The sequence below is a fragment of the Luteimonas soli genome, assembly GCF_042648865.1.
Taxonomy (GTDB): Bacteria; Pseudomonadota; Gammaproteobacteria; order Xanthomonadales; family Xanthomonadaceae; genus Luteimonas; species Luteimonas soli.
Genome location: NZ_JBHRYA010000001.1, coordinates 185,141 through 205,648, shown reverse-complemented (window position 1 = coordinate 205,648; position 20,508 = coordinate 185,141). Strand labels below are relative to the sequence as shown.

At 67.8% G+C, this 20,508-nt stretch carries 25 protein-coding genes; 10 read left to right on the top strand and 15 right to left on the bottom strand.

The annotated features are described in order from the left end of the window. Positions 1-152: 152 nt before the first annotated feature. The 4 genes from ACFONC_RS00980 to dusA all read right to left on the bottom strand — a co-directional run bounded on the left by ACFONC_RS00980 (position 153) and on the right by dusA (position 3,437). A complete protein-coding gene (locus tag ACFONC_RS00980; RefSeq protein WP_386741679.1) occupies positions 153-839 on the bottom strand; it encodes a response regulator transcription factor in 687 nt (228 codons plus the stop codon). Positions 840-912: 73 nt separating this feature from the next. Beyond that, the gene (locus tag ACFONC_RS00975) at positions 913-1,341 is read right to left on the bottom strand and encodes a hypothetical protein (RefSeq protein ID WP_386741678.1); all 429 of its coding nucleotides are present in this window, start codon (positions 1,339-1,341) and stop codon (positions 913-915) included. 129 nt (positions 1,342-1,470) lie between these two features. Continuing rightward, positions 1,471-2,382, bottom strand: coding sequence for an arginine deiminase-related protein (locus ACFONC_RS00970; protein WP_386741677.1), 912 nt, complete (start codon positions 2,380-2,382; stop codon positions 1,471-1,473). Next, a complete protein-coding gene (gene dusA, locus ACFONC_RS00965) occupies positions 2,379-3,437 on the bottom strand; it encodes a tRNA dihydrouridine(20/20a) synthase DusA (RefSeq protein WP_386741676.1) in 1,059 nt (352 codons plus the stop codon). The genes ACFONC_RS00970 and dusA overlap by 4 nt, the downstream gene beginning before the upstream one ends. A 115-nt stretch (positions 3,438-3,552) precedes the next feature. On the opposite strand from dusA, the gene ACFONC_RS00960 reads away from it, so the two are divergent. Together ACFONC_RS00960 and ACFONC_RS00955 are read left to right on the top strand one after the other, a co-directional pair. After that, a complete protein-coding gene (locus tag ACFONC_RS00960) occupies positions 3,553-3,879 on the top strand; it encodes a type II toxin-antitoxin system RelE/ParE family toxin (protein ID WP_386741674.1) in 327 nt (108 codons plus the stop codon). Positions 3,880-3,881: 2 nt separating this feature from the next. Beyond that, positions 3,882-4,169: a helix-turn-helix domain-containing protein gene (locus ACFONC_RS00955; protein WP_386741673.1), complete on the top strand. Its 288-nt coding sequence runs from the start codon at positions 3,882-3,884 to the stop codon at positions 4,167-4,169. Between the two features lie 88 nt (positions 4,170-4,257). Here the strand turns inward: ACFONC_RS00955 and ACFONC_RS00950 are convergent, their stop codons facing one another. Both ACFONC_RS00950 and ACFONC_RS00945 read right to left on the bottom strand, forming a co-directional pair. Beyond that, positions 4,258-4,965: a LytR/AlgR family response regulator transcription factor gene (locus ACFONC_RS00950; RefSeq protein ID WP_386741671.1), complete on the bottom strand. Its 708-nt coding sequence runs from the start codon at positions 4,963-4,965 to the stop codon at positions 4,258-4,260. Beyond that, entirely contained in the window at positions 4,956-6,662 is a 1,707-nt protein-coding gene (locus ACFONC_RS00945; protein WP_386742193.1) for a sensor histidine kinase, read from the bottom strand. Before ACFONC_RS00945 ends, ACFONC_RS00950 begins: the two co-directional genes overlap by 10 nt. 143 nt (positions 6,663-6,805) lie before the next feature. Here ACFONC_RS00945 and ACFONC_RS00940 point away from each other — a divergent pair, with 143 nt between their 5' ends. Beyond that, complete coding sequence (locus ACFONC_RS00940; protein WP_386741670.1) at positions 6,806-8,242, top strand: alpha/beta fold hydrolase; 1,437 nt, start codon at positions 6,806-6,808, stop codon at positions 8,240-8,242. Positions 8,243-8,246: 4 nt separating this feature from the next. On the opposite strand, the gene ACFONC_RS00935 is transcribed toward ACFONC_RS00940, so the two are convergent. After that, positions 8,247-8,516 carry a hypothetical protein gene (locus ACFONC_RS00935; protein ID WP_386741668.1) on the bottom strand — a complete coding sequence of 90 codons (270 nt, stop codon included), beginning with the start codon at positions 8,514-8,516 and terminating at the stop codon, positions 8,247-8,249. 54 nt (positions 8,517-8,570) lie between these two features. Here ACFONC_RS00935 and ACFONC_RS00930 point away from each other — a divergent pair, with 54 nt between their 5' ends. After that, the gene (locus ACFONC_RS00930; protein WP_386741667.1) at positions 8,571-9,410 is read left to right on the top strand and encodes an amidohydrolase family protein; all 840 of its coding nucleotides are present in this window, start codon (positions 8,571-8,573) and stop codon (positions 9,408-9,410) included. On the opposite strand, the gene mntR is transcribed toward ACFONC_RS00930, so the two are convergent. Beyond that, complete coding sequence (gene mntR / locus ACFONC_RS00925; RefSeq protein WP_386741666.1) at positions 9,407-9,853, bottom strand: manganese-binding transcriptional regulator MntR; 447 nt, start codon at positions 9,851-9,853, stop codon at positions 9,407-9,409. The two genes, ACFONC_RS00930 and mntR, sit on opposite strands and share 4 nt — an antisense overlap. Positions 9,854-10,080: 227 nt before the next feature. Between mntR and ACFONC_RS00920 the strand changes: the two genes are divergently transcribed. Next, positions 10,081-11,361: an Nramp family divalent metal transporter gene (locus tag ACFONC_RS00920; protein ID WP_386742191.1), complete on the top strand. Its 1,281-nt coding sequence runs from the start codon at positions 10,081-10,083 to the stop codon at positions 11,359-11,361. 9 nt (positions 11,362-11,370) lie between these two features. Here the strand turns inward: ACFONC_RS00920 and ACFONC_RS00915 are convergent, their stop codons facing one another. Then, positions 11,371-11,910 (bottom strand): hypothetical protein, encoded by a 540-nt coding sequence (locus tag ACFONC_RS00915; protein ID WP_386741665.1) that lies wholly within the window; start codon positions 11,908-11,910, stop codon positions 11,371-11,373. 223 nt (positions 11,911-12,133) lie between these two features. Here ACFONC_RS00915 and ACFONC_RS00910 point away from each other — a divergent pair, with 223 nt between their 5' ends. Further along, positions 12,134-12,334, top strand: a complete 201-nt coding sequence (locus ACFONC_RS00910) for a hypothetical protein (protein WP_386741663.1) — start codon at positions 12,134-12,136, stop codon at positions 12,332-12,334. 7 nt (positions 12,335-12,341) lie between these two features. Here the strand turns inward: ACFONC_RS00910 and ACFONC_RS00905 are convergent, their stop codons facing one another. From ACFONC_RS00905 to ACFONC_RS00890, 4 genes are all read right to left on the bottom strand, one after another. Beyond that, complete coding sequence (locus ACFONC_RS00905; protein WP_386741662.1) at positions 12,342-12,683, bottom strand: hypothetical protein; 342 nt, start codon at positions 12,681-12,683, stop codon at positions 12,342-12,344. 73 nt (positions 12,684-12,756) lie between these two features. Next, complete coding sequence (locus ACFONC_RS00900; protein ID WP_386741660.1) at positions 12,757-13,482, bottom strand: HAD family hydrolase; 726 nt, start codon at positions 13,480-13,482, stop codon at positions 12,757-12,759. A gap of 340 nt (positions 13,483-13,822) precedes the next feature. Further along, positions 13,823-14,167, bottom strand: coding sequence for an EF-hand domain-containing protein (locus tag ACFONC_RS00895; RefSeq protein ID WP_386741659.1), 345 nt, complete (start codon positions 14,165-14,167; stop codon positions 13,823-13,825). Positions 14,168-14,495: 328 nt separating this feature from the next. Then, positions 14,496-14,684, bottom strand: coding sequence for a CPXCG motif-containing cysteine-rich protein (locus ACFONC_RS00890; RefSeq protein ID WP_386741657.1), 189 nt, complete (start codon positions 14,682-14,684; stop codon positions 14,496-14,498). Positions 14,685-14,767: 83 nt separating this feature from the next. Between ACFONC_RS00890 and ACFONC_RS00885 the strand changes: the two genes are divergently transcribed. After that, positions 14,768-15,952 carry a PQQ-dependent sugar dehydrogenase gene (locus ACFONC_RS00885; RefSeq protein WP_386741656.1) on the top strand — a complete coding sequence of 395 codons (1,185 nt, stop codon included), beginning with the start codon at positions 14,768-14,770 and terminating at the stop codon, positions 15,950-15,952. A 173-nt stretch (positions 15,953-16,125) separates the two neighbouring features. Here the strand turns inward: ACFONC_RS00885 and ACFONC_RS00880 are convergent, their stop codons facing one another. Next, a complete protein-coding gene (locus ACFONC_RS00880) occupies positions 16,126-16,896 on the bottom strand; it encodes a lytic transglycosylase domain-containing protein (protein WP_386741655.1) in 771 nt (256 codons plus the stop codon). 309 nt (positions 16,897-17,205) lie between these two features. Here ACFONC_RS00880 and ACFONC_RS00875 point away from each other — a divergent pair, with 309 nt between their 5' ends. The 3 genes from ACFONC_RS00875 (at position 17,206) to ACFONC_RS00865 (ending at position 19,692) form a co-directional block, all read left to right on the top strand. After that, entirely contained in the window at positions 17,206-18,459 is a 1,254-nt protein-coding gene (locus tag ACFONC_RS00875) for a sensor histidine kinase (RefSeq protein ID WP_386741654.1), read from the top strand. Then, positions 18,449-19,240: a LytR/AlgR family response regulator transcription factor gene (locus ACFONC_RS00870; protein WP_386741652.1), complete on the top strand. Its 792-nt coding sequence runs from the start codon at positions 18,449-18,451 to the stop codon at positions 19,238-19,240. Before ACFONC_RS00875 ends, ACFONC_RS00870 begins: the two co-directional genes overlap by 11 nt. 71 nt (positions 19,241-19,311) lie before the next feature. Beyond that, positions 19,312-19,692: a hypothetical protein gene (locus tag ACFONC_RS00865; protein ID WP_386741651.1), complete on the top strand. Its 381-nt coding sequence runs from the start codon at positions 19,312-19,314 to the stop codon at positions 19,690-19,692. A 129-nt stretch (positions 19,693-19,821) separates the two neighbouring features. Here ACFONC_RS00865 and ACFONC_RS00860 read toward each other — a convergent pair whose 3' ends face one another. Continuing rightward, the gene (locus tag ACFONC_RS00860) at positions 19,822-20,250 is read right to left on the bottom strand and encodes a hypothetical protein (protein WP_386742189.1); all 429 of its coding nucleotides are present in this window, start codon (positions 20,248-20,250) and stop codon (positions 19,822-19,824) included. Positions 20,251-20,508 lie beyond the last annotated feature (258 nt).

The following is a 20,508-nucleotide window of genomic DNA, read 5'->3' as shown; positions in this document are numbered from 1 at the left end:
TCCTGCTTATCGGCTCGTCCAGGCAACGGCGCCTCGCGGTGTGGACCTGTTCCGGTTCGGGGATGTCGCCGAGCGTGCCGGGGCCGGCGCCGGCGACATGGGGGACCGATCCATTGTGCCGCACCGCGGTCGAACGCGGCGCGGCAGTGCGATCAGCCTTCGTTGCTGCGCGGGATCGCGAAGCGGTAGCCGCGGCCGCGCACGGTCTCGATCGGCTTGAGCGTGCCCTCGGGGTCGAGCTTCTTGCGCAGGCGGCCGATGAAGACTTCCAGCACGTTGGAATCGCGGTCGAAATCCTGCTGGTAGATGTGCTCGGTGAGGTCGGCCTTCGAGACCAGTTCGCCGGCGTGCATCATCAGGTACTCGAGCACCTTGTACTCGTAGCTGGTCAGGTCGACGTTGGCGCCGTTGACGGTCACCGTCTGCGCGGCCAGGTCGAGCGCCACCGCGCCGCATTCGAGCGTGGGCTTGCTCCAGCCGGCGGCGCGGCGCACCAGCGCGTTGATCCGCGCCAGCAGCTCCTCGACGTGGAACGGCTTGACCAGGTAGTCGTCGGCGCCCTGCTTGAGGCCGTCGACCTTGTCCTGCCAGCTCGAGCGCGCGGTGAGGATCAGCACCGGGAACTGCTTGCCTTCCTCGCGCAGCTGCTTGACCAGTTCCATGCCGGACATCTTGGGCAGGCCGAGGTCGATGATGCCGACGTCGAACGGCACTTCGCGCCCCATGTACAGGCCTTCCTCGCCGTCCTGGGCGGCGTCCACCGCGAAACCTTCGCGCTTCAGGCGTGCGGCGAGCGTCTCGCGCAGCGGGGCTTCGTCTTCGACGAGGAGAATTCGCATCGGCTACTCCAGTGTGGTGATGTGCGAGGGCAACCGTGCCCGGTCGATGTGTTCGTTGTGGAAGCTTGGAAGCTCAGTTGTCGTCACCGCGTGTAGGCGCACCGCGGCGCGCCTGTGGATCGTCCATGTAGACGCGGATGCGGCCGCGATCGTCCATCACCTTGATGCGATTGATGTTGCGCCCGTCGGACTGCACGCGCTCGGCGTTGATGACCCGGCCGCGGGTGGTGCGCTCGATCCGGCGCACCGAGTCCGCCAGGCCGTCGTCGCGCTGGCGCCTCTGCTCGTCGCGGGGGCGCCGCAGTTGCTCCTCCCGCCTTGCCCGGGACTCCATCGCCCGGGGTGGGGGCGCTTCGCGCATGCGTTCGATGCGGTCGCCCCGGTTGCCCTGCCCTTCATGGCCTCGGCCGTGTCCGCGCCCGTCCTGCGCCCAGGCGCTCGTTCCCGCCAGCGCCAGCACGGCGACGGCAATCAGGGACAACGGGAACGGGCGGATGGTCATGGTCGACGGAACTCCGGGACGCTTGTGCCTGCGGCAGCTTGATGGGGGACGATGATTCTCGAAAGGGAGCGGTGAACAGGTCTTAACTTTTCGTTTTTCCGGGTTTTCGCATTCAGTCGCCGTGGCGGCTCAGTAGATCTCCGCCACGCAGCAGCGCAGCGAACCTCCGGCCGCCTCGATCGCATCCAGCGGCACAGGGCGCAGCGAGAAACAGGCATTGTCCAGCATCGCGCGGCTGGCCGCCGACAGCGCAGACGCGGCGCCAGCGCTCATCCACGCAGTGCCGGGCGAGGCGGAAATGGCGTTGCCGGCGAAGGCCGCGTGCTCGGCCTGCGACAGCATCGCCACGTGCGGCGCGTACAGGCCGGCGATGGCCTCGACCGCGGCGGGATCGGCGAACCCGCCCGGGCACACGAGCGCCGCCCGGCCGGCCAGTACCGCCAGCACCACGTTCGTGTGGTATTCGCCCGGCGCCAGGTCGAACAGCAGGGTCGCGCGCAGGCCGAAGGCTTCGTGCATCTGCCGCGCGCCTTCCTCGTCGCAGCGCTCGGACAGGCCGCAGAAGCCCAGGCCGCGGGCGCGGTCGATCACCAGCGCGCCGGTCAGCTCGCAGGGATGCGGCTGGCCGGACAGATCGACTTCCGCGTAGCCGAGCACGTCGCGGAAGAACCCGCGGATGTCGTCGCGCGCGGCCTCGCGGCGGCGCACCGGGTGGCGCATGCGCCCGACCACCAGCCGCCCCGGCACGGTGGCGAAGGCGTTGTTCGGAAACAGGCCATCGGGCGCGTCCGGGTTGCCGGCGAAGCACAGCGTCGGCAGCACCGAAGACAGCGCGGCCTGCAGGCCGCGGTGCTGCGCGCCGGCCAGCGCCGCGTCGAAGCCGGCGGCGTCGGCCATGTAGCGATTGTCGCTGGCGGACTCGTCGGCGCGCGCGAAGCCGTCGGGCGAGACCAGGAAGGCCGCCTTCGCCGTCGCCGGCCCGAAGTCCGGCGCGCAGCCGCGTGCGGCCTCGAGGAAGGCGCGCGCGTCCCGGGTGATCATGCGGCTGCCTGTTCCTTGTGTCCGGTCACCGCGAGCGCCGCCTCGACCAGCGACCAGTCGGCGCCCGGTCGGTGCGCGCCTTCGCTCAATATCTGCCGGAACGCCCGCCCGCCGCGCTCGCCGTGGAACAGGCCGAGCAGGTGGCGGGTGATGTGCTTGAGGAACACGCCGCGCGCCAGCTGCGCCTCCACGTACGGCCGCAGCGCGCGCAGCAGCTCGCCGCGCGTGCGCAACTGCCCGCCGAACCAGGCCACGTCGAGCCGGTGCAGCAGCCAGGGATCGTGGTACGCGGCACGGCCGAGCATGGCGCCGTCGGCGTGGTCGAGATGCGCGGTTGCCTCTTCCTGCGTGGCGATGCCGCCGTTGACGATCACCGCCAGCTCCGGACGCTCGCGCTTGAGCGCGTACGCCCAGTCGTAGCGCAGCGGCGGCACCTCGCGGTTCTCCTTCGGTGACAGTCCCTTGAGCCAGGCGTTGCGCGCGTGCACCACGAACATGCGGCAGCCCGCGGCGGCAACCTCGTCGACGAAGTCGCGGAACACCTCGTAGCGATGGTCGTCATCCACGCCGAGCCGGCACTTCACCGTGACCGGCACGGGCGTTTCCAGCGTGGACACCGCCTCGATCATCGCCGCCACCGACCCGGCCACCAGCGCCGGCTCGCGCATCAGGCAGGCGCCGAAACGCCCGGCCTGCACCCGGTCGGACGGGCAGCCGCAGTTGAGGTTGACCTCGTCGAAGCCAAGCTGCGCACCGATCACCGCCGCCTGCGCCAGAAGTTCCGGTTCGCTGCCGCCCAGCTGCAGCGCCACCGGATGCTCCACCGGATCCATCGCCAGCAGCCGCGAACGATCGCCATGGATCACCGCATTGGCGTGCACCATCTCGGTGTAAAGCCGCGCATGCGGCGCCAGCAGCCGGTGGAACACGCGGCAGTGGGTATCCGTCCAGTCCATCATCGGGGCGACGGACAGGCGCAAGGACGCCGCGTAGCGCGTTGTCCCACGCAAATCCGGGAACTTGCCTGATTCCTGATGTTGGTCTGCTGCTGTCATTGTTCGGCCATGCCGAGCCCAAGTGTCGACGGCTGCGCTGGGCCGCATAGGGTACATGCCCGATTCGGCGTCCCCGGGCACTTAATTTGCCATTTATACAAATACGGATATATTTGTGCCCGCCAAGCCGATCGAATTCCTTGGAGACTCCCTGCGCGCCTTGCGGGGGTTTCCGGATGACGCGAAACGAGACGCCGGCTACCAGTTGGATCGCGTACAGCACGGATTGCAGCCGGACGACTTCAAGTCCATGCCCACGATCGGCAAGGGCGTCGAGGAAATCCGGGTGCGGGACGACACTGGCGCCTACCGCGTCATCTACACCGCGCGGTTGGCCGATGCCCTCTACGTGCTCCACGCCTTCCAGAAGAAGACACGGACCACATCGAAGCGGGATATCGAACTGGCGAAGCAGCGCTTCGCCCTGTTGAGCAGGAAGTGACCATGAACAAGTCCAAGACCGAACGACATGCCAGCGTCTGGGACGCGCTTGCCGACACCGCCGAGGAAGCCGCCAACCTCAAGGTCCGAGCGGAACTGATGCGCAAGATCGCATCGCTCATCCAGGACAGCGGCTGGACACAAGCCGCGGCTGCCGAGCATTGCGGCATCAGCCAGCCACGCATCAACGACCTGCTCCGTGGACGCATCTCGCGCTTCTCGCTGGATGCGCTGGTGAACATCGCGGCATCACTGGGCCAACAAGTCCGCATCGCACTGGAAGTCGCGTAGCGCTGATTCGTCGACTTCAAAGGGGCCACCGCTCATCAAGAACCGGCACTGGCGTTGAAAGTTAACCTGACCCCGATGTCCGCGCCTTCTATGACTTGCCGTCACCAAGCGCCCTTCGTGCCGACTTGATCCATTTCCGCCCCACCGGCAACTCGCTTCCGTCCTTCAATTCGAGGCGATAGCGACTGCCGGCGTACGCTGCAAGCGAATGCACCTCATCCAGGTTGACGAGGTGGGAACGATGGATTCGCATGAAGCGGCCCGCCAGCATTTGCGCCAGTTTGTCCAGCGACTTTTCATGCAGGCGGCGCGAGTCCCCGGCAAGCTCGAGCTCGGAATAGTCGTTGGCGCCATGAATCGCGCGGATGTCGTCGATCTTGATGCGTTCAAGTTTGCCGGCATGCCGAACGATCAGGTAGCGGATGGCTTCGCCCTCGCCGCCTTTCGCCGAGAGCCGTTCGAATGCCTGGCCCAGTCGCGCTTCTGTAAACGGCTTCGGCACAAAGTCGACAACACCATGCTCGAACGCTTCGATGGCGCGATCGGTATTCGCGGAGACAACGATGGTATCGAACGAACCGGAAACCGCGCGCTTCAGCAGATCGAAGCCGTCGCGGCCATGCAGGTTCAGATCGAGGAGAAGGACATCCGGCACCGTCGCCTGCAGGCATGCTTCGGCCGAACGGAGATCACCGAAGATATCAAGCCGCTGGAGCGACGCACCCAGCACCGATTCCACACAGCGCGCCAGGCGGCGGGCCACCATCGTTTCATCCTCCACCATGATCACGTGCATCGGGCATCACCCGGAATCTCGATCTCGGTGAACCAGCCGCCGCTGTTGGAAACGCCATGCTGCAGTCGCCAGTCTTCGCCGAATGCTTCGGCCAGCCTGGCTCGAACGTAGGCCAGGCCTGTGCCCTCCAGTGAACCTTCGCCGACTTCGGCACCGGCGGGACAATCCAGGCGCAATCGCCATCTACTCCGATCACCCTTGCGCGCGGTGAAGACAAAAGACGCGGGGGCATCAACATTGCCACCGTGGGTGATGGCGTTTTCGATCAGCGTATGCAGCACCGCCGGGGGCACGACGGGGCTGCCTGGATCGAGCCTTGCATCAAGAACGAACGCCCGGTCCCTGCGAAAACCCATCACTTCGAGGTGAGCACGGCAAAGCGCCAGCTCCTCTTCCAGGGTGACGAATGCCCGATCGGAGACATCGATCAGGGTGCGGAACTCATCGGCCAGCGCATCGACCATCCGAACCGCCGTGCGTGGAGACTCCTCGATCCATCCCGCCAATGCCGTCAGGGTGTTCATGAGAAAGTGCGGCTTGAGATGCTGCTTGAGCAGGTCGAGCTCCAGCCGCTGGGCGGCATGCCGTGCCGCATCCCGCTCCCGCACGGTTCTGAAATGCAGGCGCACGTGGTCCGCGAAGAACAGCATCAGTACCAGCGAAAAACCGACGTAGAGCCAACGGTCGAGAAAGGCCGCTGTCTGCAACAGCAGCAGCGCCAGCAACAGCGCCAGGACGACCAGGAAAGGCATCGCGTCGGGGTGCCCGTTCTTGCGGGCCATGCCAGCAATCAGAAGACTGCCACCGAGGAACACCAGCAGCACGGCAGCGGCAACGACATCGCCCGAAAGGAAGAATGGCAACAGCGCCAGCAGGCCAAGGGCAAGTTGCCAGCGAATGGGCCGTGGCGTTCGAAGGCGCGCCATGAAGAAGCCGACGAGGCTGAAACCGAACAGCCATGCACTTGCGGCGATGGCAACAAGTCTCGGGCCATGCCAGGGATAGGGATAGTTGACGAACCCGCGCAAAGATTCGAACCCCAGCTGCAACAGCAACGCGAGGCAACTTGCGGAAAGCCACAGCGCGGCCGGGTCCCTGCTGCGCCATCCCGTCACCAGGAGGAACAAACCAGCCAGCACAACCGCACCACCGCTGAGCACGCTCGGCAGGTAGTACCGCAGCGCGTCATCCAGCGGGTCTTCCCACGGCCCCAGGGACAGCTGATCGATCGGCGTCGAGATCATCGCGCTGCCATGCTGTCGCGAGAGCCGCATCAGCAACCGGTGCTCCCCTTCGCGCAACTGCCGGTCATCGAGCATGAATACCGCTTCTATGCGGCCCGGAAGTTCGCCGACGGCAGTGGATTCCGGTCGACCGTTGCGTCCGATCATTGCGCCGTCCCACCAGACTTCGGCAGACGCTGCCGCGTTGAGGGAAAGACCCATCGGATGATCGCCGGTCGCGAATCCAGGCGGCACTTCGACGACAGCCCGCAACCAGATGGCATCCCGGAACCTCAGCGCTTGCCAGTCAGCGGCTGTCCAGCCTGGATCATCGTCGGCCAGCGGCGTGTCGCTGACATCCGCGCCGGAGTGCACCATCACGTCACGTCCAACGCTGAGGTATTGCGCTTCCGATGCAACGGCAAGGGACGGGGCAAGCAAGCTTGCAAGGAGGAATAGAAGCACGGTCGGCATGTCGTTCAAGTTAGCATCGCTGCGGGCTCCAGCTTCTGCAGCACGAGTCGTTGACCGTACTCTTCGAGCAGTTCACCGGAAAGACGGGTGAACGCGGGCAGTGCGTGATCTAGCGTGACCGCACCTGGACACCGGAGCGCATCATGCGCAGCATTCTTCTTGCGATCGCCCTGCTCGTGACATCGCCGGCAATCGCCGGCATCACGATCGCCCCGTACAAGTTCAAGGCCGACAACGGCACCATGGTCGAAGCCGAACGGGGCACGTTCGAGGTGCCGCGGCATCATGCCGAACCGGACGGCGCCACGTTCACGCTGCACTTCGTGCGCTTCCCATCCACCAACCCGAACCCCGGCTCGCCCATCGTGTACCTCGCCGGTGGCCCGGGCGGTTCCGGTATCGGCGCGGCCGAAGGGCCGAGGTTCGAGTTATTCATGGCGCTGCGCGAGGTCGCCGATGTCATCGCACTGGATCAGCGCGGCACGGGCGCATCCGCCGTTGACCCGGACTGCCAGCCACCGCTGACCGCATTCGCGGGCCGGGTACTTACGCGAGACACATTCGAGGCCTATCTGGACCAGGCGGCCAGCTACTGCAGCGCCTGGTGGAAGGGCCGGGACGTCGACCTTTCCGCGTACTCCACTACGGAGAGCGCGGCCGATCTCGAGGTTCTGCGTCGGCAGATCGGCGCCGAAAAACTGAATCTCTGGGGCATCAGTTACGGCACCCACCTTGCACTGGCGGCGGCACGACAAATGGGCGATCGCATCGACCGCATCGTGCTCGCCAGCGTCGAGGGCACCGATCAGACCTTGAAGCTCCCGGCCCGCACGGATGCCTTCCTGGGACGGGTCAATGCGCTTTTGCAGAACGATCCAAAAGCAGCCAGCCTGCCGCCGCTTCCCGATCTCATGCGACATGTCCTGGGCAAGCTGGAGCAGGAACCCGCCAAGGTCACGTTCGTCCCCGAAGATGGCAAGGGACCGGTCACCATGACCCTCGGCGCCTATCCGGTGCGGCTGCTCACGGCTTCCGGGCTGATCAAGAACCCGGAGAACATCCGCAACCTGCCAGGCCTGTACGCCATGATGGCCATGGGCAACTACCAGATTGTCGCGCGCGAGCTGGACAAGTCCGTCGCCAACGGCGGCATGGCGTTCTCCCCGATGTCGGTTGGAATGGATATCGCCTCGGGCGTCTCGCCCGAACGCTTGGCGACATTCCGGGAACAGGCGAAGACGGCAATCCTGGGGGATGCCCTGAACTTCCCCCTGCCCCAGTTCCTGGGCAAATTCGACGTACCGGACCTGGGCGAGGCGTTCCGCGCGCCGGTGGAAACGTCGGCACCCGTGCTGGTCCTGACCGGCACGCTTGATGGCCGCACCTACCCAGAAGCGGCCAGGGAAATTCTGGACGCACTGGAGAACGGCCAGCAAATTGTCATCGAGAATGCGGGCCACGACCTGTTCCTGAGTGATCCCAGGGTTGGCGAGGCGATCGTGGATTTCCTGTCAGGACGGGACGTCAACACGAAAACCATCACGATTCCGCCGCCGGAGTTCGCACTCGACTCACCATGAAACGTCAACGCAACATGGCGACCTGGAATCGCCGTAACAGCTTGAAATCAATCACCTTAAGCGAACTGGCGGTCCAGTCCATCATCGGCGCAACCGAAAGCCGCAGCGACGCCGCATCAGGCTGTGGATTGACGGAGGGCTGGCCGGGAAGGGTCATCGAGTGCCGGGCGCGGTTGGACAGCGCGCATTCTCGCCGGTCGCCGGCGGCGGGTCGAATCGCCGGGCTTTCTCGCTTGCCCGCGCCGATCAATGCATGCACGCGGGTTTGTCGCAAGGCGCCATATCCGGGCGCTGCTAGACTCGCCCACCCCACGCGCCGGAAACTACCATGTTGCGAGCCCTCGCCCTCCTTCCGCTGCTCTGGGCCGGGACTGCGGTCGCGGCCACGCCGGTGTTCGACGTGCACGTGCACCTGCATGACGGGGAGAAGTCGCTGCTGGCGTACGAGGCCGAGGTCGAAGCCGCCGGGATCGAGCTGGCCGGGCTCGGCGCGATGTGGTTCGGCGGGCCGCACCAGGCACTGCAGGGCGAGCTCGACGAGATGCGCGCCGGCAACGACAGCGTGATCGCGCTGGCGGCGAAGCACCCGGAGGTGGTGCCGATCGCGACCGTCCATCCCTACGACGGGCAGGCGGCGCTGGACGAGCTCGCGCGCGTGGCCGCCGCCGGGGTCGCGGTGCTGAAGATCCATGCCCACACGCAGCGCTTCGACGTCTCCGATCCGCGGGTGGAGGCGCTGGTGCGGCGCGCCGGCGAGCTCGGCATGGTGGTGCTGACCGACAACGCCAACATCCTGCCCGGGGACAGCGAGAAGCTGTTCAACCTGGTGGCGCGGGTGCCGGAAACGAAGTTCATCCTCGCGCACATCGGCGGGCTGAACTTCCGGTTCTGGAACGTCCTCGCGCTGGTCCGCACGGCGGACGGCTTCGCGATGGACAACCTGTACTTCGACATCTCCGGGCCGGTACTGCTGGCGGCCGATTCGCCGATCGAGGCGGAGTTCGTGTGGACGCTGCGCAACGTCGGCATCGACCACGTGCTGCTCGGGTCCGACTATCCGCAGATGTGGCTCGACGACACGGTGGACGCGCTGGAGAAGCTCGACCTGACGGACGAGGAGAAGGCGAAGATCCGCGCCGGCAACGCCCATCGGTTGTTCGGGCGTTAGCGCCGCTGCTCGACGAACCGCGCGAACGCCGCGACCGTCTCCGCGCTGACGTGGTGCTCGATGCCCTCGGCGTCGCGGCGCGCGGTGTCGGGGTCGATGCCCAGCGCCAGCAGGAAGGCCTCCACCACCTGGTGGCGTTCGCGGCTGGCCTGGGCGAGGGCCTCGCCTTCCGGCGTGAGGAACGCGCCGCGGTACGGCTTCTGCACCACGTAGCCGGCCTTCACCAGGCGCTTGAGCATCTTAGCCACCGTCGGCTGGGCGACGCCCAGACGCGCGGCGATGTCGACCTGGCGGGCCTCGCCGCCGTCGCGGATCAGGTCCGAGATCAGTTCGACGTAGTCCTCCACCAACTCCAGGCGGTGCGCCTCGCGCACCTGGCGGAAGCTTTCGGCGTGCAGGTCGGCGTCGATCAGCGGCGGCGGGGATGGCTTGGGCTTCGGCATGCCGGCTCGCGTCCTGTTGCGCGGACGCCCGCGGCGCCGGAATGGGCCGCGGGGAAACGCTAGGTTACCGCAGCCATGATGGTGCTTGCTTCGCAACATAGCAGAGGCTATAACAACGCTTTCCCCGCACGGACGGCGCCCGCCCCGTGGATCGCGAAGCCACTCCCCCGCCACGCGCAGCCGAACCCGGCTGGCGCTTCAGCCGTGACCCGCGCACCGGCGCGAGCCTGGGCGCGCTGAACGCCAGCGTGCGGGTGCCGACGCAGGGCCAGTGGCTGCGCCGCTTCCTCGCCTTCCTCGGTCCGGGCTACATGGTCTCGGTCGGCTACATGGACCCGGGCAACTGGGCCACGGACCTGGCCGGCGGCTCGCAGTTCGGCTACACCCTGCTGTGCGTGATCCTGCTCTCGAACCTGATGGCGATCGTGCTGCAGGCGCTGGCCGCGCGGCTGGGCATCGCCACCGGCCGCGACCTCGCCCAGGCCTGCCGCGACCACTACCCGCGGCCGGTGGCATTCGTGCTGTGGGTGGTATGCGAGATCGCGATCATCGCCTGCGACCTGGCCGAGGTGATCGGCACCGCGATCGCGCTCAACCTGCTGTTCGGCATCCCGCTGGTCGCCGGCGCGATCATCACCGCCGTCGACGTGTTCCTGGTGCTGTACCTGATGCGCCACGGCTTCCGCGCGCTGGAGGCCTTCATCATCGCGATGCTGCTGGTGATCTTCGCCTGCTTCGCGGTGCAGATCGCGCTGGCTGCGCCGCCGGTGGCCGAGGTGCTGGGCGGCTTCATCCCGCGCGCGGAAGTGGTCACCAACCCGGCCGCGCTGTACATCGCGATCGGCATCATCGGTGCCACGGTGATGCCACACAACCTGTACCTGCACTCGTCGATCGTGCAGACCCGCGACTACCCGCGCGACGACGCCGGCAAACGCATGGCGATCCGCTGGGCGGTGACCGACAGCACCATCGCGCTGATGCTGGCACTGTTCATCAACGCGGCGATCCTGATCATGGCCGCCACCGTGTTCCACAAGGCCGGGCACACCGACGTGCAGGAGATCGAGCAAGCCTACGCGCTGCTGTCGCCGATGCTGGGCGTGGGCATCGCCTCGACCCTGTTCGCCGTCGCGCTGCTGGCCTCGGGCGTCAACTCCACGGTCACCGCGACGCTGGCCGGGCAGATCGTGATGGAAGGCTTCCTGCACCTGCGCATGCCGACGTGGGCGCGGCGGCTGGTCACCCGCGGCATCGCGATCGTGCCGGTGGTGGTGATCACCGCGCTCTACGGTTCGGAAGGCACTGCGAAACTGCTGGTCTTCAGCCAGGTGCTGTTGTCGATGCAGTTGCCGTTCGCGGTGATCCCGCTGGTGCGCTTCGTCACCGACCGCGAAAAGATGGGGCGCTTCGTCATCGCGCCCTGGCTGGCATCGCTGGCGTGGGTGATCGCGGCGATCATCGTGGTGCTGAACATGAAGCTGCTGTACGACACTTTCGTCGGCTGAAGCCGCGCGTCAGCCGCCCTTGCCCGGTGCCAGCCTTGCGTCGCCATCCCCTTGCGACCGCGCTGCGGGCACCTCGGCCAGCGGCCGCCCCCAGCGTTCGTAACTGCTGGTGATGGACTGCTTCAGCCGCTGCGCGGCGTCCGGGCGCTTGGCGATGCCCGCCTTGCCGGCAACCGCTTCCCAGCCCTCGTCGTGGAACTGCCCCCAGACTTCGACCAGCGACCGGCACGGGCGTCCCACCACCTGCGCCAGCGTGCAGGCGTAGTAGACATCGCCGGGCGCCCAGTTGCGCTCGTCGACCAGCTCGTTGACCAGGTCGCGCGGCGCGGCGTGGTAGCGCACCAGTTCGTCGACGAAGGCGCCGCGGTAGCGGCCGCCGTACGCGTTGATGTCGGCCAGCTGGGCGTCGATCCAGGCGTCGCCGCTGCGCGGGTTCCACGCAAACGCGTAATCCTGGGCGAACGCGGTGCCCGCCAGCAGCAGACCGGCGACCAGCAGCGCGGTGGACCGGCTCAGGCCGTGCAGCGGGGAAATGGCGGCGTTGGGCATCGTGGTCCTCACGGGACATCAGGGGGCGAACGGGACAGCGTCGCGTCATCTTGCACCGGCAGCGGCCGGACGCGCGAATCGCGCGACTGCATGCCGCGACGGACCCATACGCGATTGTGCGCACGCGGGCCGTCACTTGCACGCGTCCGTGACGCGGCTCGGCGTAATGTCCATCCGGACTCGGCAGCGCCCGCTGGCGCAACGCGTATTCAGGAGAAGACCCATGACCGGCACCCGATCTGCGCACCTTCGGCAACCGCCGCGATCGCGCCGCTGGGCGATCTGGCTGGTCGCAATCGTGGTCCTGCTCGGCGCCTACGCCGTCGGGCTGCGCTGGGTCACGCTGCAGGTGGAATCGGGCGTCGAAGCGAGCATCCATCCGCTCGTGATCGATACGCCGGCGCAGGAGGCACCCCCCGGATAGCCGCGCGCTACCGGTCGTCGCTTCCGCGGCGTGCGGCGCTGCCGTCCTCTTCGGCACAGCGGCCCCGGTCGTCGCAAGCCGCGCCTTGCCCCGTGCCCGCATCGCGCACGGCGGTGCCGTGGCGATCCAGCGGAATCTCGCGGAAATGGATCGGCCGGCCATAGGCATCGCGACGCACGCGGGCGGGGGCGTCGTGCCCGTCGCGGCTTCCGCTTGCGGTATCCGCCGGATGGGTGAAGCGCAACGTTGGCTCGCTGCGGGCCTGCGTCGGCCCGGTCGCGCTGCATGCGCCGAGCGCCAGCGCCGCGGCGCCCACCGCAGCGGCCATCCAGCGTGGCGTCGATTCCATCGGCCTGCTCCCGTGCGTCAGGCCGCCACCATGGCGCAACCGCGGTGAACGCATCGCCAATCCGGCCATCGCTTCAAGCGGCCGCGGCCGCGGCGATCGCCTCGACGGCTGCGGGCAGTTCGCCGGGCGAACCGACGCTGCGCATGCGCTCGCTGCCGGCGTCGACGCGGGCCTCGTTCTCGTGGCTCCAGGTCGTGTGGTAGGGCATGTGCACGCCCCACCCGCCAAGCGAGAGCACCGGCGCGATGTCCGACCGCAGCGAGTTGCCGATCATCAGGAACTGCGCGGCGTCGATTTCGAACTCCTCCAGCAGGCGTGCGTATGTCGCCGGGTCCTTCTCGCTGACGATCTCGATGCGCCGGAACAGGTCGGCCATGCCGGAGTCGCGCACCTTGGCCTCCTGGTGGAACAGGTCGCCCTTGGTGATCAGCACCACGTCGTGGCGCGCGGCGATGTCGGCCACCGCGTCGCGGATGCCCGGCAGCAGTTCCACGGGATGCCGCAGCAGGTCCTTGGCCAGGCCGACGATGCGCTGCACGTCGGCGGCGGCCACGCGCTGGCCGGTGATCTCCACCGCCGCCTCGATCATCGACAGCGCCATGCCCTTCACGCCGTAGCCGAACCAGGCCAGGTTGGCCTTCTCGAACGCGTACAGGCGCTCGGACACGCGCGCGTCGGCGAGGTCGACGTAACCGCCGACGATCTGTTCGAACTCCAGCTGCGCGGCATCGAAGAAATCCTGGCTGCGCCAGAGGGTGTCGTCGCCATCGAAGGCGACCATGCGGATCTGGTTGGTCATCGCTGCATTATGCCGCGCCGCGAAAAGCCCAAGCCGGCGTGGGCTCCGGTGAGTCGCCGTGTCCTGTCGGCCGGGAGCCGCTTTCCCCTCGGCAGGACATCCTGTCCTGACGAGGGCGCGCGCCATCCATGGCGCGCTTGTCGCGGCCCCCGGCCGCCAGGACACGGCTCACCTTGACGCGACCTTCGTCGCTTCGGTTGAAGCCGCATAGGTCGGGGTTACGTCCCCGACGGCTTTTGATCTTCGGTTGCCGATGAAGAAGCCATCCCAGGGCAAACAACCACAAAAAAGGGCGGCCCGGAGGCCGCCCTGCACACACACGCGGAGAGTCCCGCGAGTCTTACTGCTCGCTACCGTCATCGGCGCCGGCTTCACCCGAAGCCGCGGCCGCGTGGACCTTGTATTCCTCGGCGGTGAGCTTGCCGTCCGCGTCGGCGTCGGCATCGTCGAAGACCTGGGTGAGCGCCGGCACGGTGGCGACTTCCGCCTTGCTCAGGCTGCCGTCCTTGTCGACGTCCAGGTCGGCCCAGGTGACCTGCTTGGGCTCGGCGGTGGGCGCGTTGGCCTGCGTCGACGTCGGCTGCATGCCGTCGTCGGTGGTCGGAGCGGTCTGCGCGAACGCCATCGGCATGGCGACGGCGGCGGCAAGTGCGATCAGGCCGGACAGCTTGTTTGCATGATTCATCAGTGTTCTCCATGGGGTTGTCTGTTCGAGGGTGCTGACGTGTCGTGTCCGTGCACCACCCTGGTACCGACCTTGACCCCGCGCCGATGAACGCTTGCCGCGCCCCGCGGCGCCGACTTACGCCGTCTTAACCACATGCGCCGCGAATGCGGCTAGTCCGCAGTGCGATGGCGGTCATGCATTCGCGGTTGCAGCCGGAACCAGCGCGGATTTCCGGCCTGTTTCGCAGGACGGCGGTGTGGCCTGCGACTGAACACAACACAACCTTTACCTGCACGGCAACGACCCGGGCCGCGCTTCGGCGAACAGATGCGGCGCGATGGCTCCCTCAGGCCTCGTCCTCGGCACGCACCGCGACTTCGGGCTCGCCGTCCGCATCCAGCGCGACCGTGACCACGATCGGCCGGCAACAGACCTGGCAATCCTCGATGTATTGCTGGCCACCGGCGGAGTCGTCAACGAACAGCTCGATCGGCTCGCCGCAGTACGGGCATCGGGTGTCGATGGCGGGCAGCATCCTGATCCTCCTGACGGTCGTTCCACGCACGATGCTAGTGTGCATCCCTCCCACCGTGTCGACATGTGAACCGGAGCGCTGCCATGACCCCTCGCCTGCTCGTCCTCGCCTGCGCCAGCCTCGCACTGATCGCCTGCAACGCCCCCGGCAACGCCTCGGGACAGCCCGGCGCTGCGCAGGACGACAAGCCCCAGGCCGCGGAGCCCGCTGCCGCCGAGCCGGTCGCCAGCGACTCCCGCCCCTTCGCCAGCACTGAAGTCGCCTCGTTCGACGAACCCTGGGCGATGGCCTTCCTGCCCGACGGCCGCCTGCTGGTCACCGAGAAGCGCGGCGCGCTGAAGCTGGTCGACGTCGCCACCGGCAAGGTCGGCGACATCAAGGGCGTGCCCGAGGTCGACTACGGCGGGCAGGGCGGCTTCGGCGACATCGCGCTGCATCCCGGTTTCGCCGACAACCACGTGGTCTACGTCAGCTACGCCGAGGCCGGCGACGGCGACACCCGCGGTGGCGTGGTCGCGCGCGGCACGCTGGCGCTGGACGACAGCGGCGGCACGCTCGAAGGCCTCGAGGTGATCTGGCGCCAGGTGCCCAAGGTTGGCGGCCGCGGACACTACGGCCACCGCCTGCTGTTCGACGACGACGGCAAGCTGTGGATCAGTTCCGGCGAACGACAGAAGTTCGATCCCGCGCAGGACATGCAGTCCAACCTCGGCAAGCTGGTGCGCCTCGACGACGACGGCAGCGTGCCGGCCGACAATCCCTTCGCCGACCAGGGCGGCGTGGCCGCGCAGGTCTGGTCGCTGGGCCACCGCAACCCGCTGGGCATCGATTTCGATGCGCAGGGGCGGCTGTGGGAAGTGGAGATGGGCCCGAAGGGCGGAGACGAGCTCAACCTGGTCGAACGCGGCGGCAACTACGGCTACCCGATCGTTTCCAATGGCGACCATTACGACGGCCGCGACATCCCCGACCACGACACGCGCCCGGAGTTCGACGCGCCGAAGGTGTCGTGGAGCCCGGTGATCTCGCCGTCGAGCCTGCTGATCTATTCGGGCGCGATGTTCCCGGACTGGCAGGGCGACGCCTTCATCGGCGGGCTGTCCTCGCAGTCGCTGGTGCGGGTGGAGTTCGACGGCGACAGCGCGCGCGAGGCGCAGCGCTTCGACATGGGCTCGCGCATCCGTGCCGTCGAACAGGGGCCGGACGGCGCAATCTGGCTGCTGGAGGATGGCGACGGCGGGCGGCTGCTGAAGCTCACGCCACGCTGATTCGCGGTCGCCGTAGGTCGGGGCTACGTCCCCGACGGCTCTTGATTTTCGCAGAGTGTCGGCCCGCCCCGGGGCTTCGGTTCGATTCGCGGGTGTCGGGGGCGTAGCCCCGACCTACGGCACACCCGAGGAGGTTGGGGGTTTCCCGACCGCATGGCTCGCGCGAATCGTCGTCACTGCGCCGGCGTTTCGCGCTTGATCCCCATCGCCTCGCGGTAGCGCGCGTACAGGGCCAGCACCTTGTCGATGTAGGTCCGCGTCTCGTCGTACGGCGGCACGCCGCCGTAGCGCGCCACGGTGCCGATGCCGGCGTTGTAGGCTGCCGCGGCCAGCGTGCGGTCGCCATCGTAGCGGCGCAGCAGCGCCTTCATGTAGCGCGCGCCGGCGCTGATCGACTGCTCCGGCGCGAACGGGTCGTCGACGCCGTACTCGGCCGCCACCTCCGGCATCAGCTGCATCACGCCCTGCGCGCCCTTGTCCGACACCGCCTTCGCGTCGAAGCCGCTCTCCGCGTGCGCGATCGCGCGCAGCCACGCGTCGTCGACCCCGGTCGCCTTCGCCGCGGCCTTGAACAGCTTCGCGTGCCGGTCCAGCTGCGGCTTGCCGACTTTGCCCAGGCCCGCATGCGCCTGTTCGCCCGGCGGCGTGTGCACGGTGAACTTCAGGTACACCCGAGACCCGGGCAGCTTGCGGGTCGAGTACACCAGCTCGCCGTCCTGCTCGCGCTCGTACAGCGTGCCGCTGAACACCCCCATCTCGCCCCACAGGTTCGGCGTCTGCACGGCGTTGTCGTCGATCTGCTTCGCCACGCACTTCGAACCGGGCTCGGGCGCGGTGGCCAGGCTGACCGTGCCGTCGCGCACGCAGCGGTAGACGGTACGCGCCTGCACGTCGACGGCGGTCGCCAGCAGCACGACCGCAGGCAGGGCGAGCCAGGCGCGCATGCGCATCGTCAGCAGCCCTGGCGGGCCTGCCGCCGGCCACGGCCGGCGCTTGATGACAACACGAGGACGGCAACAAACAAAGGCGGGATGCGCATGCTCGGAGTCCTTCCCGGACGGGGTCAGGCATGATCGCGCACCGGTGCGAGCACCGCGTCAACGCGCCTGCAAGGCCCCGGCCTGCACCAAACCGACGAATCCGGCGCGGAATCCGGCGGTTCCGTCGCCGGATGCCCCGCATTCGTCGCATCCCGCTTCCCCTGCCCGGCCGCATCGCTATCCTCGCCCCATGACCACTGCACCGGCATCGCCATGACCGCCTTCTCCTTCGTCACCCGCCACGTCTTCGCCTGGTGCGTGTTCTACCTGGTGGTGCTGATCCTGTGGTCGAACTTCGGCCTGCCGGAGTTCCCGATCGTGCTGCTGTGGATGATCACCCTCGCCTTCGTGATCCCCGACGTGATCTCGCACATCCACCGCGTGGGCATGATCGTCGGCCGCAAGGCCACGCCCGAGCAGCTGCGCAACCGGCAGCGCCGGCAGATCGAGGTGCCTTTCCCCGCCGACGAGGCCTTCGACCTGCTCGATGCAGCGCTGCGCGAACTGCCGCGCGCTGTCGACATCGAATCGGCGCCCGGCAGCCTGCGCGTGCGTGCCGGCGTCGAGCGCCCCGATCCATACGGCACGCACAACCGCTTCGACCCGATGCACTGGATCGACCGCAAGCTTGGCGGCCGCTACGACGTGGTCGTCGCCACCGTGGCGCCCGGCGGCGACACGTCCAGCATCACCCTGGCCTGCGAGCCGGAAAGCGCGGCCTGGACCGACTGGCTGCGCGTCGACCACGGCCGCAACCTGGAAACCACCGAAGCCATCACCCGCGCCATCACCCGCCGCATCGCCGAGCACCGCCGCGGCGAAAAGGCCGTGGTGCGCGACACGGCCAGCGCCAAGGAACTGAGCGAGGCCAAGCTGAGCCTGCTCAATGCCCAGGTCGAACCGCACTTCCTCTACAACACCCTGGCCAGCGCGCAGGCGCTGACCCGCAGCGACCCGCAGCGCGCCGACGCGATGCTCGGGCATCTGATCGCCTACCTGCGCCGCTCGCTGCCGCGCAACCTCGACGGCCAGTCGACGCTGGGCGAGGAGCTTGAACGCGCCGTCGCCTACCTCGAGATCCTGAAGATCCGCATGGGCGCGCGGCTGTCGACCCAGGTCGACGTGCCCGAGGCGCTGCACGCGGTGCCGTTCCCGTCGATGATGCTGCAGACGCTGGTGGAGAACGCGATCAAGCACGGCCTGGAGTCCAAGCCGGGCGGCGGCACGGTCTGGATCCGCGCCACCGGCGGCAACCGCGAGGTGTCGGTCACCGTCGCCGACGACGGCCGCGGCTTCAACGCAGAGAGCAGCGGCACCGGCATCGGCCTGAAGAACGTGCGCGAACGCCTGCGCCTGGCCTACGGCAATGCCGCGCACTTCAGCATCGCCGCCAACTTCCCCAATGGCGTGGCCGCCACCATCACCTTGCCGGCCGGCACCACGCAGGACCACGGCCATGTCGCCTGAGACCGAAACCGCCACCACCCCGACCTGCGTCATCGCCGAGGACGAGGAGATCCTGCGCAGCGCGCTCGAATCGCTGCTGCGCGAGGCCTGGCCGGAGCTGTCGATCGTCGCGTCCTGCGACGACGGCGGCAGCGCGGTCGAAGCGATCGCCGAACACCAGCCGGACGTGGCCTTCCTCGACATCCGCATGCCCGGCCTGACCGGCCTGGAGGTCGCTTCGGCGGCGGCCGACACCAGCCCGCGGACGCAGGTGGTGTTCGTCACCGCCTACGACCAGTACGCGATCGACGCATTCGACAACGGCGCGGTCGACTACCTGCTCAAGCCGGTGACGCGCGAACGCCTGGACGCGACGGTGCAAAGGTTGCAGGCGCGCGCGGCCGGCTCGCACCCCGATGCCGCCACGCTGGCCGCGCTGATCCGCCAACTCGACGCGACCCGCGTCCCGGACAAGACGCCGCTGTCATGGATCACCGCCAGCGCCGGCAAGGACACGCGGCTGATCCTGGTCGAGGACGTGGCCTACTTCCGTGCCGACAACAAGTACACGACCGTGATGACCGCCGAGGGCGAGTCGCTATTGCGCACGCCGATCCGCGAACTGCTCGGCCTGCTCGACCCGGCGATGTTCAAGCAGGTGCACCGCTCGACCATCGTCAACCTCAAGGCGATCGCGTCGATCGCCCGCGACGACAGCGGCCGCGGCACGATCCGGCTCAAGCAGCGACCCGAGACGCTGGCGGTCAGCCAGCCGTTCATGGCGCTGTTCCGCAACATGTGACACGCGCGCCGCGCGGGCGAACCATTCGTCCGAGCATCCACGCCATCGCGATACCCGCAAGGAGAGACCCCATGCGCACCGCCATCCTGTTCGCCGCGACCATGTTGCTGCTGGCCGGCTGCAAGATCGACGCCGGCACGACCACGATCACCAACGTGTCGATCGACGGCAAGGCGCAGAACGTGATGCGTTCCTATGTCAACGGCGGCGCGGGCGACTTCGAGTGCATCAAGAGCGTCAGCGGCCGCTGCCACTACCTGCTGTTCGTGCGCGACTGCGACGCCGCGGCGCCACCCACCGGCGACCAGCCCTGCGCCGCGCGCACCGTGCAGGCCTTCACCCTCGACGCCGGCACCTCGCGCCACCTGGCCAACCTGCCGCCGCGCCTGAAGCAGTGCGTCAGCCACGACCGTGAACCCTCCGCCCCGGACTGCCTGGCCAGCCAAGGCTGACTTGGCCCTTGCAGGAGCGGCGGAAGCCGCGATGGCTTTACCGGGAAAGCATCGCGGCTCCCGCCGCTCCTACAAGAACCCCATAAAAAAGCCCCGCAGCTGCGGGGCTTTCCTGCACACCGGCTACGACTATTCGCGATAGCCGCTGTCGTTCTTGTTGTGGATGATCCAGATCAGGTTGCCGCCGGTGCCCATCGACTTGCCGGCGAAGACCAGCCGGCCCTGGCCCTTGTAGGCCATCTCGTACCGATACCGGTCGCCGCCGAAGAAGAACGGAATGAACGCCTTGCCAGTGACGTAGGCGCCCTGGTCGGTGGGTTCGCCGATCAGGTCGGTGACCTGCTTCATCGGCATGCCGATCTTGAGTTGGGTGAACTTGCTGTCGGGCGCGGGAATGCCCGTGATCTCGCCCTCGTAGTCGTTGATGCCGACCACTTCCTCGCCCCAGCCGGACTCGACCTCGGCCGAATTGACGACTTCGCCGGCCTCGTTCATGCCGGGCCCCACGCCGGATTGCTTCTTCTTGGCCAGCGCCGACATCGGCGCGGCAACCACCAGCGCCGACAGCGCGACGGCGAGCAATGCGTTCTTCTTCAACATGCCTGAAATCTCCGTATATCAGTTGATCCCCATTCCTGTCCTTCACGCCTCCCCCGAGCGTGGCGGCGGGGATTCCGCCACGGACCAAGACGCGGCCCACAGTGTCGACGGACAAGGCGACAGGCACAAGCATCTCGTGATGACAATCGCATTTCCCGGTACTTCCGGCCCGCTCGCGGGGGGCGTCCCGAGCCTAACCTCGGCAGCCTGCCCATT